Source organism: Streptomyces sp. NPDC046215 (assembly GCF_040646215.1).
Classification (GTDB): Bacteria; Actinomycetota; Actinomycetes; order Streptomycetales; family Streptomycetaceae; genus Streptomyces; species Streptomyces stramineus.
Genome location: NZ_JBEYZW010000009.1, coordinates 40,437 through 57,529 on the forward strand (window position 1 = coordinate 40,437; position 17,093 = coordinate 57,529).

General features: G+C 73.4%; 14 protein-coding genes. 9 read left to right on the forward strand and 5 right to left on the reverse strand.

Translation table 11 applies throughout. The annotated features are described in order from the left end of the window. Positions 1–62: 62 nt before the first annotated feature. From ABZ951_RS06230 to ABZ951_RS06245, 4 genes are all read right to left on the reverse strand, one after another. Complete coding sequence (locus ABZ951_RS06230) at positions 63–1,040, reverse strand: acyl-ACP desaturase (RefSeq protein WP_344095308.1); 978 nt, start codon at positions 1,038–1,040, stop codon at positions 63–65. 255 nt (positions 1,041–1,295) lie between these two features. Next, the gene (locus ABZ951_RS06235) at positions 1,296–1,565 is read right to left on the reverse strand and encodes a hypothetical protein (RefSeq protein ID WP_344095306.1); all 270 of its coding nucleotides are present in this window, start codon (positions 1,563–1,565) and stop codon (positions 1,296–1,298) included. A 68-nt stretch (positions 1,566–1,633) separates the two neighbouring features. Further along, positions 1,634–3,793 (reverse strand): 4-alpha-glucanotransferase, encoded by a 2,160-nt coding sequence (malQ, locus tag ABZ951_RS06240; RefSeq protein WP_344095304.1) that lies wholly within the window; start codon positions 3,791–3,793, stop codon positions 1,634–1,636. Continuing rightward, positions 3,794–4,078, reverse strand: a complete 285-nt coding sequence (locus tag ABZ951_RS06245) for a hypothetical protein (RefSeq protein ID WP_344095302.1) — start codon at positions 4,076–4,078, stop codon at positions 3,794–3,796. It abuts the gene before it with no gap. 382 nt (positions 4,079–4,460) lie between these two features. On the opposite strand from ABZ951_RS06245, the gene ABZ951_RS06250 reads away from it, so the two are divergent. Beyond that, on the forward strand, positions 4,461–7,451 hold the full coding sequence (locus ABZ951_RS06250; protein ID WP_344095314.1) for a beta-N-acetylglucosaminidase domain-containing protein: 2,991 nt from the start codon (positions 4,461–4,463) through the stop codon (positions 7,449–7,451). Between the two features lie 63 nt (positions 7,452–7,514). On the opposite strand, the gene ABZ951_RS06255 is transcribed toward ABZ951_RS06250, so the two are convergent. Continuing rightward, on the reverse strand, positions 7,515–8,051 hold the full coding sequence (locus ABZ951_RS06255; protein WP_121798258.1) for an HNH endonuclease: 537 nt from the start codon (positions 8,049–8,051) through the stop codon (positions 7,515–7,517). A 258-nt stretch (positions 8,052–8,309) separates the two neighbouring features. Between ABZ951_RS06255 and ABZ951_RS06260 the strand changes: the two genes are divergently transcribed. From ABZ951_RS06260 to ABZ951_RS06295, 8 genes are all read left to right on the forward strand, one after another. Then, complete coding sequence (locus ABZ951_RS06260; RefSeq protein WP_344095299.1) at positions 8,310–9,386, forward strand: mechanosensitive ion channel family protein; 1,077 nt, start codon at positions 8,310–8,312, stop codon at positions 9,384–9,386. Positions 9,387–9,607: 221 nt separating this feature from the next. Then, the gene (locus ABZ951_RS06265) at positions 9,608–10,735 is read left to right on the forward strand and encodes an ROK family transcriptional regulator (RefSeq protein WP_361279182.1); all 1,128 of its coding nucleotides are present in this window, start codon (positions 9,608–9,610) and stop codon (positions 10,733–10,735) included. Between the two features lie 73 nt (positions 10,736–10,808). Continuing rightward, positions 10,809–12,167 (forward strand): extracellular solute-binding protein, encoded by a 1,359-nt coding sequence (locus tag ABZ951_RS06270; RefSeq protein WP_344095295.1) that lies wholly within the window; start codon positions 10,809–10,811, stop codon positions 12,165–12,167. A gap of 12 nt (positions 12,168–12,179) precedes the next feature. Continuing rightward, positions 12,180–13,130, forward strand: a complete 951-nt coding sequence (locus ABZ951_RS06275) for a sugar ABC transporter permease (protein WP_344095293.1) — start codon at positions 12,180–12,182, stop codon at positions 13,128–13,130. Positions 13,131–13,133: 3 nt separating this feature from the next. Further along, the gene (locus tag ABZ951_RS06280; protein WP_344095291.1) at positions 13,134–13,976 is read left to right on the forward strand and encodes a carbohydrate ABC transporter permease; all 843 of its coding nucleotides are present in this window, start codon (positions 13,134–13,136) and stop codon (positions 13,974–13,976) included. A 17-nt stretch (positions 13,977–13,993) separates the two neighbouring features. Further along, positions 13,994–15,259, forward strand: a complete 1,266-nt coding sequence (locus ABZ951_RS06285) for a 6-phospho-beta-glucosidase (RefSeq protein WP_344095289.1) — start codon at positions 13,994–13,996, stop codon at positions 15,257–15,259. Then, positions 15,250–16,218 (forward strand): BadF/BadG/BcrA/BcrD ATPase family protein, encoded by a 969-nt coding sequence (locus ABZ951_RS06290; RefSeq protein ID WP_344095287.1) that lies wholly within the window; start codon positions 15,250–15,252, stop codon positions 16,216–16,218. Before ABZ951_RS06285 ends, ABZ951_RS06290 begins: the two co-directional genes overlap by 10 nt. A 411-nt stretch (positions 16,219–16,629) precedes the next feature. Then, positions 16,630–17,052, forward strand: coding sequence for a tyrosinase cofactor (locus ABZ951_RS06295; protein WP_344095285.1), 423 nt, complete (start codon positions 16,630–16,632; stop codon positions 17,050–17,052). Positions 17,053–17,093 lie beyond the last annotated feature (41 nt).

Consider the following 17,093-nt stretch of genomic DNA (forward strand, 5'->3'; position numbering starts at 1 on the left):
GCGCCCCGGCCGTTCACCGGCCGGGGCGCCCTCGGCGTTTTCCCGCTCGCGGGCGGGAGGGGTCAGCTGTCCTGTTCGGCCCTGGCGCGGCGCCGGGCGAGCAGGGCCGCGCGGCGCTCGTCGAACTTGGTGGCCTGGTCGTCGAGGCCGCCCATGTACAGGCCGAGCTCCTCCTGGGCGCGCAGCCCGTCCGGGCCGAGCCCGGTGATGTCGAGGACCTTCAGGAAGCGCAGCACCGGCTGGAGCACGTCGTCGTGGTGGATGCGCAGGTTGTAGATGCCGCCGATGGCCATCTGGGCGGCGGCGCGCTCGAAGCCGGGGATGCCGTGGCCGGGCATCCGGAAGTCGACGACGACGTCCCGCACGGCGCTCATGGTCTGGTCGGGCGCGAGCTCGAACGCCTTGCCCAGGAGGTTGCGGTAGAAGACCATGTGCAGGTTCTCGTCGGTGGCGATCCGGGCGAGCATGCGGTCGCAGACCGGGTCGCCGGAGTGGTGGCCGGTGTTGCGGTGCGAGATGCGGGTGGCCAGCTCCTGGAAGGCGACGTAGGCGACCGAGTGCAGCATGCTGTGCCGGTTGTCGGACTCGAAGCCCTCGGACATGTGCTGCATGCGGAACCGCTCCAGCGCGACCGGGTCGACGGCGCGCGAGGTCAGCAGGTAGTCGCGCATGACGATGCCGTGCCGGCCCTCCTCCGCCGTCCAGCGGTGGACCCAGGTGCCCCAGGCGCCGTCGCGTCCGAAGAGCGAGGCGATCTCGTGGTGGTAGCTGGGGAGGTTGTCCTCGGTCAGGAGGTTGACGATCAGGGCGGTGCGCCCGATGTCGGTGACCTTGGACTGCTCGGGGGCCCAGGCTTCGCCGCCCATGATCCCGTCGAAGTTACGGCCGTCGCTCCACGGCACGTACTCGTGCGGCATCCACTCCTTGGCCACCTTCAGGTGCCGGTTGAGCTCGGCCTCGACGACCTCTTCGAGGGCGTACAACAGGCGGCTGTCGCTCCATACGGCCCGGGCGTGGTGGCGGAGGGGGGCGATGGTCACAGACAGCTCCAGCGGGGTGGGGGACGATCTTACTTACGCATCCGTAGGTTACGACACCGTAGGTTAAGGCAGCGGTAAACGGCAAGACCTGCTGGAATATTGAGCTCCACTTCTTTTCGGCCCGCGTCCGGTTCCGGCCCCTTCACACCGGAAAACCGGCCGGGAACGCGAAAGAGCCCGGCGTCTTCCGGTCCTGTTCGGACCGGAAGACGCCGGGCTCGGTGCTCGGGGGCGCCGCGCGGGGCGGCGGCGGAGTCAGCGCGTGCGCGGGTGGTGGGTGTCGTGAGTGGCGGGGTTGTCCGAGTGCCTGGCGGCGACCATGACCAGGCCGGCGATCACCAGGAAGAGGACGATCGGCGCGGCGACGTAGAGGCCGAGGGTGTCCATCAGGTTCAGGCCCGGACCCGGGTCGTCACCGTCGTCGCGGGTGAGCGCGAACGCGGGGGACGACATCAGCAGCATCAGCATTGTGCCGGTGGCGATGGCACCGGCACGCACGGCGTTCTTGTTGACCTTATTGCTCACGGGCTCAACGTATCGGACCCGCGCGCACCCCGCGCGTCCGGGGTGGCCCTTGAGGTATCTCCTCGCGGTCACGGGCCCCTGCGGGCGGCCCGCACGTCCTCCATCAGGGCGTGCAGCCGGGGCGAGGCGGCCAGCTCCTCCAGCGTCACCGGCCGGCCCGCCGCGTCCGCGACGGGCAGCCGCCAGTTCGGGTACTCGTCCCACGTGCCCGGCAGGTTCTGCGGCCGCCGGTCCCCCACCGCGTCGGGCAGCCAGACGCCGATCAGCCGCGCGGGGGTCAGCAGCAGATAGCGGTGCACGGCCCGGATCGCCGCCTCCTCGTCGGCCCGTCCCTCCGGCAGCAACCCCAGCCGGCCGAACAGCGCCAGCCACTCCGCCACGTCCCGGGCGTCCTCCCGCTGCTCCTCGGCCAGCGGGCGGCCCAGCAGCCCCAGCCGGTGCCGCAGCTCGACGTGGTCGCCGGTCAGGCGGGCCGCGGTGCTCGGCAGGTCGTGGGTGGTGGCGGTGGCCAGGCACCCGGGCCGCCAGCGGCCGGGCTCCAGCGGCTCGGCAGACCCGCCTTTCCCACCGGCCCCACCGTCTTCGCTGGCCCCGCCCTCCTCTCCCGCCCGGTAATCCCGCTCGAACCACAGCACCGACGTCCCCAGCACCCCCCGCTCGGCCAGCGCCTCCCGCACGCCCGGCTCGACGGTGCCCAGGTCCTCGCCCAGGACGGCCGCGCCCGCCCGGTGGGCCTCCAGGGCGAGGACCCCGAGCATGGCCTCCGGGTCGTAGCGGACGTACGTCCCCTGGTGCGGCTCCATGCCCCGCGGCACCCACCACAGCCGGAACAGGCCCATCACGTGGTCGACGCGCAGCGCGCCCGCGTGCCTCAGCAGGGCCCGCAGCAGATCGCGGTACGGGCCGTAGCCCGTGGCCTCCAGGGCGTCGGGGCGCCAGGGCGGCAGGCCCCAGTCCTGGCCCCGGGCGTTGAACGCGTCGGGGGGCGCGCCGACGGACATCCCGGCGGCGAACGCGTCCTGCTGCGCCCAGGCGTCCGCGCCGTGCGGGTGGACGCCCACGGCCAGATCGTGGACGAGGCCGACGCGCATCCCCGCCTCCCGGGCGGCCCGCTGGGCGCCGGCCAGCTGCTGGTCGGTGAGCCAGGCGAGGCGGCAGTGGAAGTCGACGCGGTCCAGGAGCTCGCCGCGGGCGCGGGCGGTGCGGGCGGAGCGGGGGTCCTTCAGGGCGCCGGGCCAGGCCCGCCAGTCGGGGCCGTACACCTCCGCCAGGGCGCACCAGGTGGAGTGGTCGTCGAGCGCCTGGCCCTGCTCGGCCACGAAGGCGTCGTAGGCCGCCCGCCGCCCGGGGCCGAGCGGCACGGCCGCCAGCAGCTCCAGGGCCTCGCGCTTGGCGGCCCAGACGGCGTCCCGGTCGATGAGCGCGCCGTCGTGCAGGACGGCGTCGCGCAGCGCGGCGGCCCGGCAGGCCGCCCGGCCGGCGCGCTCCCTCGCCTCACCCGTGAGGTAGGCGAACTCGGCGACGTCCTCGATCCGCAGATAGACCGGGTCGGGGAAGCGCCGGGAGGACGGGCGGTAGGGCGAGGGGTCCGTGGGGGCGCCGGGCACGGCCGCGTGCAGGGGGTTGACCTGCACGAAGTCGGAGCCGAAGGTGCGCCCGGACCAGGCGGCGAGCTCCGTCAGATCACCGAGGTCGCCCATGCCCCAGGAGCGGGCGGACAGCAGGGAGTACAGCTGCACGAGGAAGCCGTGGCCGCGCTCGGGGGGCTCGGGCAGCCGCTCCGGGGCGACGATCAGGGAGGCGGTGGCGGTCCGGCCGTCGGGGGCGTGGGCGCGCAGCAGGTGCCGGCCGAGGGGCAGCTCACCGGCGGGGCCCGCGGCGGGGGCGGCCCCGAACAGGGCCGCGGCCTCCCAGGGCTCGCTGCCCCCGTCCTCGGTGTCCACCCGGAGCGTGGTGCCCTCCGGGAGCGCGGGCAGCCCCCGCCGGGGAGCGTGCGGCGCCCGGCCGGGCGCCGCGCGGAGGACGACCGTCGCGGGCAGCAGGCGGCGGTGCCCGGCCTGGGCGTGGGCCTCCAGGGCGTCCTTGACGGCCCGCGGGGTGGAGGCGTCGACGCCGAGGGCGGCGAGGACGGCGACGACGGTGTCCTCGGGGACCGGCGCGCTCCGGCCGGGCACGGGCTCGTAGGAGGTGGTGACGCCATGCAGGTCGGCGAGCTGCGCTCGGCCCATTCAGACCTCCGCTGTCTCCGTGCCGGAGACCATGGCCCCGGCCGGTTCGCTGGTGAGGGGGGTTTCGGTGGTGAGCGGGGGCTCACTGGTGAGCGGGGTGGCGTCGGCGAGCGGCGGCTCGCTGGTCAGCGGGGGCTCCACGGTCTCGGGTATATCGGATAGATCGGACGGACCGGGGAGGTCCGCGTACTCGGCGAGGCCGGAGGGGTCGTCGAGGCCGTTGAGGCCGTGGAGACCGGACAGGCCGGTGAGGCCGGAGAGCAGGAGTTCAGCGGACGCGGCCACAGGGGCCTCCCGAGGTGGACGGCAATGGGTCACGTCTGCCCTACCCACTCGCGGCGGTCGCAGACGTACGGATCTGAGGCACCCCCTCCTCCCTCCCGTCCCGCCGTCCACCCCTTTTGCACCCCTCGAATGCGCGTGCACCCACCGACGCGCCGGGCAATGCACGCACTTCGGTCACGCGCGTTGACACGTACACCGGCTGGTGATGGGGTCGCCCCCACCGGCACGACACCGAGGGGCCGTGCCACCGAGGGGCGAGGAGACGGCTGTGCACTTCCGGGGCAGCAACTCCCCTGCGGATCCTCCCGTTCACCCCGTTCGCCCCCTGCCGTCCCCCTCTTCCGGCTCTTCCGGCCACCCCCGCCGGGCCGGGGCCACGGTCCTGGCGGCCGCCCTGCTGGGCGGGCTGCTCGGCGGGTCGGGCGACGCCCTCGCCGCGCCCCGGCCGGACGGCCCCGCGCAGGCCGCTCCCGACCGGGAGAGCGACGGCGCACCGCCCCCGGTGTGGCCCCGCCCCCAGAGCTCGCGCGCCGTGGGCTCCCCCGTCCCGATCGGTGCCGAGGTCACCGTCATGGCCGAGCGGGGCACCGACCCGTACGCCGTCGAGGCGCTCCGCGCGCTGCTGCGCGACCTGGGCGCCCGCACGGTCGTGGACGCCGAGCCCGGCGGCACCCCGCCGCCGCGCGGGCTGATCGTGCACGCGGACGGAAAGAGCGCCGAGGACGCCCTGCGCAAGCTCGGTGCCCCCGCGGTGGGCGATCTGCCCACGGGCGGTTACCGGCTGGCGACCGGGCAGGTCGACGGCCGGCCGACGGTGGCGCTGGCCGGGGTCGGCGCGGACGGGCTCTTCCACGCGGCCCAGACACTGCGGCAGCTGGCGGTGGGCCCGGACAGCGGGGCCGCCGAGGCCGGCGGCCGCGCCTTCGCCGGCGTGGTGATCCGCGACTGGCCGGGCACGGCGGTGCGCGGTCTGACCGAGGGGTTCTACGGCCGGCCCTGGAGCCGGGAACAGCGGCTCGCCCAGATCGATTTCCTGGGCCGGACGAAGCAGAACCGCTATCTGTACGCGCCCGGCGACGACCCCTACCGCCAGGCCCGCTGGCGCGCCCCCTACCCGGCCGAGCAGCGCGCGGAGTTCCGTGCCCTGGCCGAGCGCGCCCGCCGCAACCACGTGACGCTCGGCTGGGCGCTCTCCCCGGGGCAGTCCATGTGCTTCTCCTCCGAGCGCGACCTGCGGGACCTCAAGCGCAAGGTCGACGGGATGTGGGCGCTGGGCGTGCGGGCCTTCCAGCTCCAGTTCCAGGACGTGAGTTACAGCGAGTGGCACTGCGGCGCGGACTCCGAGGAGTTCGGGCGCGGCCCGAAGGCGGCGGCGAAGGCGCAGGCGAAGGTCGCGGGGGTGCTCGCCCGGCACCTGGCGGCCAAGGGCCCCGAGGCGGCGCCGCTGTCGCTGTTGCCGACGGAGTACTACCAGGACGGGCGGACGGCGTTCCGGCGGGCGCTGGCCGACCTCCTCGACCCGCGGGTGGAGGTGGCCTGGACGGGCGTCGGGGTGGTGCCCAAGACCATCACGGGCGGTGAACTGGCCGACGCGCGGGCCGCGTTCGGGCACCCGCTGGTGACCATGGACAACTACCCGGTCAACGACTTCGCGCAGGACCGTATCTTCCTCGGCCCGTACACCGGCCGGGAGCCGGCCGTCGCGGCGGGCTCCGCGGCGCTGCTGGCCAACGCCTCCGCGCAGCCGGCCGCGTCCCGCATCCCGCTGTTCACGGCCGCCGACTACGCCTGGAACCCCCGCGGCTATCGCCCCCAGGATTCCTGGCGGGCGGCCGTCGACGACCTCGCGGGCCCCGACGGCCGGGCGCGGGAGGCGCTGCGGGCGCTGGCCGGCAACGACGCGTCCTCGGTGCTCGGCGGATCCGAGTCCGCTTATCTGCGGCCGCTGCTGGACGACTTCTGGGCGGCGCTGTCCGGCACGGACCCGGCCCGGCTCACCACGGCGGCGGACCGGCTGCGCGGCGCCTTCCGCACGATGCGGGAGGCACCGCGGGACCTGGCCCGGACCCCGGCCGGCCTCGACGGCGAGGTGCGCCCGTGGCTGGAGCAGCTCGCGCGGCACGGCGAGGCCGGCGAGCGGGCCGTGGACATGCTCACCGCCCAGGCGCGGGGCGACGGCGCCGAGGGCTGGCGGGCGCAGCTGGACGTGCAGCGGCTCCGCGAGCGGATCACCGCCGACCGGGTGACGGTCGGCAAGGGGGTGCTGACGCCGTTCCTGGACCAGGCGCTCGTCCGGGCGAACGGCTGGACGGGCGTGGACCGGCCGGTCCGCACCGCGGGCGAGGCCACCGACGGCCTCCCGGCCACCGCCGGGACCCCGGCGCCCGGCACCCCGCTGACCGTACGGCTGCCGGGCACGCACCCGCTGTCGGCGGTGACCGTGCTCACCACGCCCGCCCGGGGGGTGCGCGGCACGGTGGAGGCCCACGACCCGGCCAAGGGCTGGCAGCCGCTGGGCACCGTCTCCGAGAGCGGCTGGACCCAGCCGGCGGCGAAGGGCGTGCGGGCCGACGCGCTGCGCCTGGTGTGGGACGGGACCGGCACGCCGCCGGCCGTCCACGAGATCACCCCGTGGCTCGCCGACACGCCCTCGGCCGACTTCGAGCTCACCCGCGGTGACGCGGACGCGGAGATCGGCGGGCAGCCGGCCGCCGTCGAGGCCCGGATGATCAACCGGCGCCCGGAGGCGACCCGCGAGAAGCTCACGGTCGAGGCGCCCCGGGGCGTCACCGTGAAGGCGCCGCCGGAGGTGTCCGTGGCGCGCGGCGGCGTGGCCACCGCCCGCATCGAGCTGTTCGTCCCGGCCGGCACCCCCGCCCGCACCTTCACCGTGCCCGTCCGGCTCGGTGGCCAGGAGCGGACCCTGACGGTGCGCGCCTACCCGCCGGCCGGCGGGCCGGACCTGGCGCGGGGGGCGAAGGCGAGCTCCTCGGGGCAGACGTCGGCGGGCTACCCCGCTTCGGCCGCCGTCGACGGCGACCCCGGGACCCGCTGGGCGTCCGAGCCCGCGGACGGCGCGTGGTGGCAGGTCGAGCTGGCCCGCCCGGTGCGGCTGGGCCGTGTGGTGCTCCACTGGCAGGACGGGCACCCCGCCCGCTACCGCGTCCAGGTCTCGCCGGACGGCCGCACCTGGCGGGACGCGGCGAGCGTCGGGCGGAGCGGGGGCGGCGTGGAGTCGGTGCGGATGGACGCCCCGGACGCCCGGTTCATCCGGATCCAGGGGGAGAAGCGCGCGACGCCGGCCGGCTACTCGCTGGGCGAGGTCGAGGCGTACGCGACGGGCGCGGCCCGGGAGACACCGGGCAAGAGCTGAGACCGGGCCATCGCCGTATGCGCGCGTGACCGCGCAGGCCGACATGACAATGGCCCGGTCGACTCAGGCGGAAATGCCGTCGATCCGGGCCATCGCGTCCTCCGCGCCGAATGCCTCCAGATAAGGCAGCCAGCGCGGATCCCTATGCCCCGTGCCGATGATGCGCCACGCCAGCCCGGACGGCGGTGCCGGCTGGTGCCGCAGCCTCCATCCCAGCTCGGCGACGTGCCGGTCGGCCTTGACGTGGTTGCAGCGGCGGCACGCGGCCACCACGTTCTCCCAGGCGTGCTGGCCACCGCGACTGCGCGGGACGACGTGATCGACGCTGGTTGCGACGCCACCGCAGTACGCGCAGCGTCCGCCGTCACGGGCGAACAGGGCGCGGCGGGTGAGCGGTACCGGCCCCCGAAAGGGCACCCGCACGAAGCGCTTCAGGCGTACGACGCTCGGGGCGGGGATGGTGCAGGTCGCGCTGTGCATAAAGGCGCCGGAATCCTCGAGGCTGACGGCCTTCTCATTGAGGACGAGTATGAGCGCGCGGCGGAGCGGTACGACGCCGAGCGGCTCGTACGACGCATTGAGGACCAGGACATGCGGCACGGGTGCCTCCTTGTACGCCGGCGGCGCGTGGCTCGCGCCGGGACGATCTCCTGCAAGTGTCCCCCGGCCCCTGGTCGGAGCGCCACCATCACCAGGTAACGGGCCACGGGTGTTTTGGAACACACCCTGTTCATCCCCCGCTCAGGAGACGCCTCATCTCGAACAGAGCAACGGAGGATCTTCGCTGCCCCGTTAGTGTGGTGGGTCTGCCCGCCGCCGTCCCCGTGGCGGGCGCGTCCCACACGGAGGGTTCCTGCTGTGTTCTGGTCCGCTGCCCCGGCCGCCGATCCGACGCCCCGTCCGGGCTCCATCGACGAGGCACAACGAACGGCCAACGACGCCGCGGGCTGGGTGGAGGAGAACTGGTCCATCTGGCTCAGCAACAGCCTGCGCATCATCCTGATCCTGGTGATCGCGATCGTCATGCGGACCCTGATCCGCCGGGCCATCACCAAGCTCATAGCCCGGATGAACCGCACGGCCCAGGCCGTCGACGGCACGGCCCTGGGCGGCCTGCTGGTCAACGCCGAGCGCCGCCGGCAGCGCTCCGAGGCGATCGGCTCGGTGCTGCGCAGCGTCACCTCCTTCCTGATCATGGGCACGGCGGCGCTGACCGTGCTGTCCGTCCTGAAGATCAACCTGGCGCCGCTGCTGGCCAGCGCCGGTGTGGCCGGTGTGGCCATCGGTTTCGGCGCCCGCAATCTCGTCACGGACTTCCTCTCCGGCGTCTTCATGATCCTGGAGGACCAGTACGGGGTGGGCGACGAGGTCGACGCGGGGGTGGCCACCGGCACCGTCATCGAGGTCGGGCTGCGCGTCACCAAGCTGCGCGGCGCGAACGGCGAGATCTGGTACGTGCGCAACGGCGAGGTCAAGCGGATCGGCAACCTCAGCCAGGGCTGGGCGACGGCGGGGGTCGACATCCAGATCCGCGCCGACGAGGACCTGGACCGGGCGCGCGCGGTCATCACCCGGGTCGGCGAGGACATGCAGAAGGCCGAGCCGTGGAACGAGCGGCTGTGGGAGCCGGTCGAGGTGCTGGGGCTGGACGCCGTCTATCTGGACTCGGTGGTCATCCGGGTGTCGGCCAAGACCATGCCGGGCGTGGCCCTGGGCGTGGAGCGGGAACTGCGCTGGCGGATCAAGCAGGCGCTGGACACGGAGGGCATCCGCATCGTCGGCCGCCCGCTGGATGCGGACCCCGCCGCGGAGGCCGATCCGACGGCGGCCGTGGCCGCCCCGTCCGCCCTGGCGAACCCCGCCTCCCCGCAGTCCCAGGCGGCGACGCCGATACCGCCGGTGCAGGTCGCGCCGGGCCCGGCGCTGGGCAAGTAGCGCCGGCCCGGACACCGGGCGCCCCCGCGACAGCACGCCGTCGCGGGGGCGCCCTCTTGTTTTCCCGGGTTTTCCCCGCCGGCCCCATTGACGGCGGATCGGCGCGCGCTTACGGTCGTCCCCCGATAGGAAAGTTTCCTTACAGACAGCTCCAGACAGCTTCCTTACAGACAGGGGCGGCCGTGGCCGGCATCCCGGGGACCCCGCGTGTGCTGCGGGCCATGAACGACCGCTCCGCGCTCGACCTCCTCGTCACCCACGGCCCCCTCACCCGCACCCGCCTCGGCGAGCTGACCGGGCTGTCCAAGCCGACCGCCTCCCAGCTCCTCGGCCGCCTGGAGGCCGCCGGGCTGGTCCGCGGCACCGGGAACGTCACCGGGCGGCCCGGCCCCAGCGCCCGCCTCTACGAGATCGCCCCGGACATCGCCCACGTGGCCGCCCTCGCCGTGGATCCCGAGGGGATCACCGCGGTCGTCGCCGACATCACCGGCCGCGTCCTCGGCGAACACCGCGTCCAGGCGGAGGCGGCGGCCGAGCGGGTACGCAACCGCACGGCCGGGCTGGTCGCCGAGGCCCTCGACGGCGCCCTCGCCGCGGCCGGGCTCGGCCGCGGCGCCCTGCACCACACCGTCATCGGCACCCCCGGCGCCCTCGACCCGCGCACCGGGACGCTGCGCTACGCCCCGCACCTGCCGGGCTGGCACTCCCCCACCCTGCGCGAGGACCTCGCCGAGGCGACGGGCACCCCCGTCGTCATCGAGAACGACGTCAACCTCGCCGCCGTCGCCGAACAGCACGACGGCATCGCCCAGGACTTCGACGACTTCGTGCTCGTCTGGGCCGACTGCGGCGTCGGCGCGGCCGTCGTCCTCGGCGGGGCCCTGCGGCGCGGTGCCACCGGCGGCGCGGGCGAGATCGGCTACATGCCCCTGCCCGGCGCGCCGCTCACCCGCGACGGCGGGGGCTGCCAGACGCTCATCTCCTCACCCGCCGTCGTCGGCCTCGCCCGCGCCCACGGCATCGACGCCGCCACCGCCACCGAGGCCCTGGACCGCGCGGCCGCCACCCCCGGACCGGGCGACGAGGTCCTCGCCGAGCTCGGACGACGCCTGGCCACCGGCCTCGCGGCGGTCGTCGCCGTGGTCGACCCCGAGCTCGTGGTGCTCTCCGGGGAGGTCGGCCGAGCGGGCGGCGAGCGGCTGCGCGCGCTGGTCGAGGCCGAGCTGAGCGGGCTGGCGCTGCCCCGGCCGCTGCTGCGGCTCAGCACCCTGGAGGGCTCCCCCATCCTCGTCGGCGCGCTCCGGACCGCGCTCACCGCCGCTCGCGACGCCGTGTTCGACACGACCTGAACCGCTCACCCGCTCTTCCCCCGTCTGTTCGCCCCCGCCGTCTGTTCGCCTCCGCCCCGAAGGACGTTCCGTCATGCCGCGCACGCGACGCCACCGCGCCCCGGCCCCGCCCGTCAGGCTGCTCATGACCGCGGGGCTGCTCCTCGCCGGCCTCATGGGCTGCGCCAACCCGGGCACGGGAAGCGCCACCGACGACCCCACCCGGCCCGTCACCCTGAAGTTCTGGCACGGCTGGTCGGAGAAGAAGGAAGTCCAGGCGATCGAGGACTCGCTGGACCGGTTCCGGAAGCTGCACCCCAACATCCGGGTGAAGGCGACCGGGAACGTCACCGACGCCACCGTGAACCAGGCGCTGCGCGCGGGAGGCGGCGGGACACCCGACGTGGTGTCGTCGTTCACCACCTACAACGTCGGCCAGTACTGCTCGTCGGGCATGTGGGCCGACCTCGACCCCTTCTTGAAGAAGTCCGGCATGGACAAGCACGCGGTCTTCCCGAAAACCCTGCTGGACTACACCCGTTACGAGGGCCGGCAGTGCGCACTGCCCCTGCTCGCCGACGCCTACGGGCTCTACTACAACAAGGACGCCTTCGAGGAGGCCGGCATCACCCGGCCGCCGGTGACCATGTCCGAATTCCAGCGGGCCGCCGTGAAACTCACCGAGCGCAACGCGTCCGGCTCGTACAAGCGGGTGGGGTACATGCCCAACTTCCGCTTCTACCAGAACTCCGCGGACCGGCTCTTCGCCCAGTGGGACCCCGCCTATTTCGACGAGAAGGGCAAGTCCCGCCTCTCCCGGGGCACCGCCGCGAAGGACTTCTTCACCACCCAGCGGAAGCTCATCACCGCGCTCGGCGGCTACGGCCCGCTGGAGACCTTCCGCACCACCTTCGGCGACGAGATGTCCTCGCAGAACGCCTTCCTCACCGGAAAGGTGGCCATGCACATGGACGGCGAATGGCGCGGACTGATGCTGAACGACCGCCGGCCGTCCTTCCGGTGGGCGACGGCCCCCATGCCGGTACCCGACGACCAGCGGGAGAAATACGGGCGCGGCTATCTGACCGGCACCGTCGCCGGCATCGCGCACAGCAGCAAGCACCAGAACGCCGCCTGGGAACTGGTGAAGTTCCTGACGGCGGACACCGACCAGGTCGTCGCCTTCGCGAACGCCATCCACAACGTGCCCTCGACCAAGGCGGCACTCGCCTCGCCGAAGCTCGACCGCGACCCCGCGTTCCGCACCTTCCTCGACATCGCGCAGAACGCGCACAGCGTCAGCATGCCGCCCTCCGTCAACGGCGGGCAGTACATCCTCTCGCTCCAGGACTTCGGCTACGACAGCGAGGCGGGAAGGGTCCGCGACCTCGACAAGGGCCTGCGCCGGCTCGACCGGCGGATAGACGACGACACCCTGCAGTCCCGGAACTGACGGAGCCCCGCCATGGCGATACCCACCGCCCCCGAACTACGCCGCAAACACACGCGTGAGCGGCTGCGCACCCTCGGTTTCCTCTCCCCCTGGCTGGTCGGCTTCGGCGTCTTCTTCGGCTATCCGCTCCTCGCCACCGTCTATTTCTCCTTCATGCACTACAACCAGATCGAGGCCCCGACCTTCGTGGGCCTGCGGAACTGGAGCTATGTGCTCGGCAGCATGCCGCTCTTCGGGCCCGCGCTGTGGAACACCCTGTGGCTCGTGGTGGTGATGGTCGCCCTCCGCGTGGCCTTCGGCCTCGGCATCGGCCTGCTCGTCACCAAGGTGAAGACGGGGTCCGGATTCTTCCGCACGGCGTTCTACCTGCCGTACCTGGCCCCGCCCGTGGCCGCGACCGTCGCCTTCGTCTTCCTGCTCAACCCGGGCACGGGCCCGGTCAACGAGGCGCTGTCGGCGGTCGGCGTCTCCGCCCCGAACTGGTTCAACGACCCGGCCTGGGCCAAGCCCTCCCTGGTCCTGCTGTCCCTGTGGGGCATCGGCGACCTGATGGTCATCTTCATGGCCGCCCTGCTGGACGTGCCCAAGGAGCAGTACGAGGCCGCCGAGCTGGACGGCGCCGGGGCCTTCGCGACATTCCGCTATGTGACCTGGCCGTCGATCACCCCGATCGTGATGTTCGCGGTCGTCACGGGCGTCGTCCAGACCATGCAGTACTACACCCAGGCCCTCGTCGCCGGAAAGCTCGCCTCGGGCGTCAGCATCGGGCCGGGCACCAGCATCCAGCCCGGCTACCCGGACCACTCCACGCTCACCGTGCCGCAGCTCGTCTATTCGCTCGGATTCCAGAACTTCAACACCGGCGCCGCGTGCGTGCTCTCGCTCGTGCTCTTCGCCATCGCCATGGCCGTCACCTCCCTGCTGATGCGCAAGAGCGCCGGCCTGCTGACGGCGGAGGACTGACCGATGACACCCCAGCGCACCCACCGGCGCGTCCTGCACTGGATAGCCGTGCACACCGTGGCCGTGACCGCCGCGCTCTTCTTCGTCCTGCCGTTCGTCTTCGTCCTGCTGACCTCGGTCATGAGCGACGAGCAGGCGATGAGCGGCGAACTGTGGCCGCACGAGTGGCACTGGTCGAACTACGCGGAGGTGTTCCGCACCCCCGGCTTCCTCGACTGGTGGAAGAACTCCCTGATGTACGCGGGGCTGGGCACCCTGTTCACCGTGTGCTCGTCCCTGCCGGTCGCCTACGCCCTGGCCCGATTCCGCTTCCGGGGGCGCCGGACGGCGATGCTCCTCGTCATCTCCACGATGATGCTGCCGCCGCAGGTCGTCGTCATCCCCATGTATCTGGTGTGGGCCCAGCAACTGCACCTCTCGGGGTCGCTGTGGCCGCTCATCATTCCGATGGCGTTCGGTGACGCGTATTCCATTTTCCTGCTGCGCCAGTTCCTGCTCACCATCCCCACCGCATACCTGGAGTCGGCGCGGCTCGACGGCTGCGGCGAGGTGCGCACCTTGACGCGGATCGTGGTCCCGATGGCGAAGCCGGGCATCGCGGCGGTCGCGCTCTTCCAGTTCTTCTACTGCTGGAACGACTATTTCGGACCGCAGATCTACGCGGCGCAGAACCCCGGGGCCTGGACGCTCAGTTACGGGCTGGAGTCCTTCAAGAGCGCGCACAGCGTCGACTGGAACATGACGATGGCCGCCACGCTGCTGGTCATGGCACCGGTCGTCATCGTCTTCTTCTTCGCACAGAAAGCCTTCGTCGAAGGCGTCACTCTCACCGGAGTAAAGGGCTGATCTCCCATGGAGCGCGTATGAAACTGGCCGTGGTCGGCGGAGGCTCGACCTACACCCCCGAACTCATCGACGGATTCGCCCGGCTGCGCGACCCGGCGGGCGGCGGGCTGCCCCTGGAGGAGGTGGTCCTGATCGACCCGGCCGCGGACCGGCTGGAGCTGGTCGGCGGCCTGGCCCGGCGGATCTTCGCCCGGCAGGGCCACCCGGGCCGGATCACCTGGACCGGCGACCTGGACGCGGGGGTGGACGGCGCGGACGCGGTCCTGCTCCAGCTGCGCGTCGGCGGCCAGGCCGCCCGGAACCAGGACGAGACCTGGCCCCTGGACTGCGGCTGCGTCGGCCAGGAGACCACGGGCGCGGGCGGGCTCGCCAAGGCGCTGCGCACGGTCCCGGTGGTGCTGGACATCGCCGAGCGGGTCCGGCGGCGCAACCCCGGCGCCTGGATCGTGGACTTCACCAACCCGGTGGGGATCGTCACCCGGGCGCTGCTGACGGCGGGGCACCGGGCCGTCGGCCTGTGCAACGTCGCCATCGGCTTCCAGCGGAAGTTCGCCCGGCTCCTCGGGGTCCCGCCGGAGGAGGTCTCCCTGGGCCACGTCGGCCTCAACCACCTCACCTGGGAGCGGTCGGTCACGGTCGGCGGCGAGGACGTGCTGCCGCGGCTGCTCGCCGAGCACGGCGCGGCCGTCGCCGAGGACCTGCGGATGCCCCGGGAGCTGCTGGACCGCCTGGGCGTGGTCCCCTCTTATTACCTGCGCTACTTCTACCAGCACGACGAGGTCGTCCGGGAGCTGCGCACCAAGCCCTCGCGGGCCGCCGAGGTGGCCGCGATGGAGCGGCAGCTGCTGGCCCTGTACGGCGATCCGGCGCTGGACGAGAAGCCGGAGCTGCTGGCCAAGCGGGGCGGTGCCTTCTACTCGGAGGCGGCGGTCGCGCTGACCGCTTCCCTGCTGCGCGGCACCGGGGACGTGCAGGTCGTCAACGCGTTCAACCACGGCACGCTGCCGTTCCTCCCGGACGACGCGGTCATCGAGGTGCCGGCCACGGTGGACGCCCGGGGCGCGCACCCCCTGCCCGTCAGCCCGCTGGAGCCGCTGTTCGCCGGGCTGGTCGCGAACGTCACCGCGTACGAGCACCTGGCGCTGGAAGCGGCGCTCAAGGGCGGCCGCGACCGGGTGTTCCAGGCGCTGCTCGCGCATCCGCTGATCGGCCAGATCGACTACGCGGACCGGCTGGCCGACACCCTGATCGCCCACAACCGGGAGCACCTGGCGTGGGCGTGAACGGGGCGCTGCTCGCCATCGACGCGGGCAACAGCAAGACCGACGTGGCGCTGGTGGCCCGGGACGGCACCGTCCTCGGGCAGGCGCGCGGCGGGGGGTTCCAGCCGCCGCGCACCGGCACCGCGGCGGCGGTCGCGGATCTGGCGCGGATCGTCACCCGGGCCGCCGGGGGCCGGCCGCGGGTGGAGCACGTCCACGCGTGCCTGGCCAACGCCGACCTGCCGGTGGAGGAGCGGCAGCTGGCCGCCGAGGTCGAGGGCCACGGGTGGGGCCGTACGGTCACCGTCGCCAACGACACCTTCGCCCTGCTGCGCGCGGGGCTCCGCGAGGGGGAGCGGGCCGGGGTGGCCGTGGTGTGCGGGGCGGGCATCAACTGCTCGGGGCTGGCCGCGGACGGGCGGACGGCCCGGTTCCCCGCCCTGGGGCGGATCTCCGGCGACTGGGGCGGCGGCGGGCACCTGGCCGAGGAGGCCCTGTGGTGGGCGGCGCGCGCGGACGACGGGCGCGGGAAGCCGAGCGAGCTGGCCCGTGCCGTCCCCGCGCACTTCGGGCTGTCCGGCATGCCCGCCCTGATCGAGGCGCTGCACCTGGGCCGGGTGGAGTGGGCGCGGCGCCACGAGCTCACGCCGGTGCTCTTCTCGGTGGCGGCGGGGGGCGACGCCGTGGCGCGGTCGGTCGTCGGCCGGCTGGCGGAGGAGGTCGTCGCCATGGCCCGGGTGGCGCTGGCCCGGCTGGAGCTGCTGGAGACGGCCGTGCCGGTGGTGCTGGGCGGGGGCGTGCTCGCGGCCCGGCACCCGCTGCTGCACGACCGGGTCGTGGAGCTCCTGGCCGAGCGGGCCCCCAAGGCCGTGCCGCTGGTGGTAACGGCGCCGCCGGTGCTCGGTGCGGCGCTGCTGGGCCTCGACCGCCTGGGGGCGCCGCCGGAGGCGTACGCCCGGCTGCGCGCGCAGTACCCGTAGGCGGGCGTACGGCGCCGCCGGTATCGCGGAGGCGGCGCTTTCCGGCTGAATCCGCGATTCCCCCGCACTCTTCACGTCATGTTCACGCCGTGAGAGGCGTCACCACGAGCGGCCCACCCCAGGAAGAATCGCCGACTTCCGCGCTCCTGGCCGCAAATTTTCCTGACACAGCGTCAACAACGACACGAACCGGAAACTTCTCCCCCGGCACTAGTTGACCATTCATGTACCGAATGTCCAGTTAGCGGCCAACCATTTCGTACCCCCCTGGCCGGCGTGCGAGCATCCGGCTCGCACGGATTGATCACGAAATACAACAAGCAACCATCTTCAAACCGGATTTGCGGGTGCATTCGTGACAACCAACGCTTCTGTGCTCCTATTCCAGCCTTTCCCAGGGGGGTTCGACCCATGTCGTTCAACGTGTCGTCCAACGTGTCCCGACGCCTTGTGCTCAGAGGCACCGCCGTAGCCGTCGCCGGCGCCGCGCTGGCCGCGCCCACCGCGATAGCCGCCACCCGCACCGCCGCGGGCACCGACCACTCCGACCACTCCGGCCACGGCGGCCACGGGGGTCCGCAGCCGTTCGACGAGGTCTACAAGGGCCGCCGGATCGTCGGCAAGGCCGCGGAGCCCGGCAGCCACGGCGCCCACCACGGCGGCGGCTTCTCGGCCTTCATTGACGGCCAAGAGCTGCACGTGATGCAGAACGGCGACGGCACCTGGATCAGCGTCGTCAACCACTACGAGACCTACCCGACCCCGCTCGCCGTGACCCGCGCCGCCGTCGAGAAGCTCCGGGGCGCCGTGCTCGTCCCGATCGCCACCGCCTGACCCGGCACTGCCACCCACCCCGCACCCACCCGAGAGGACAC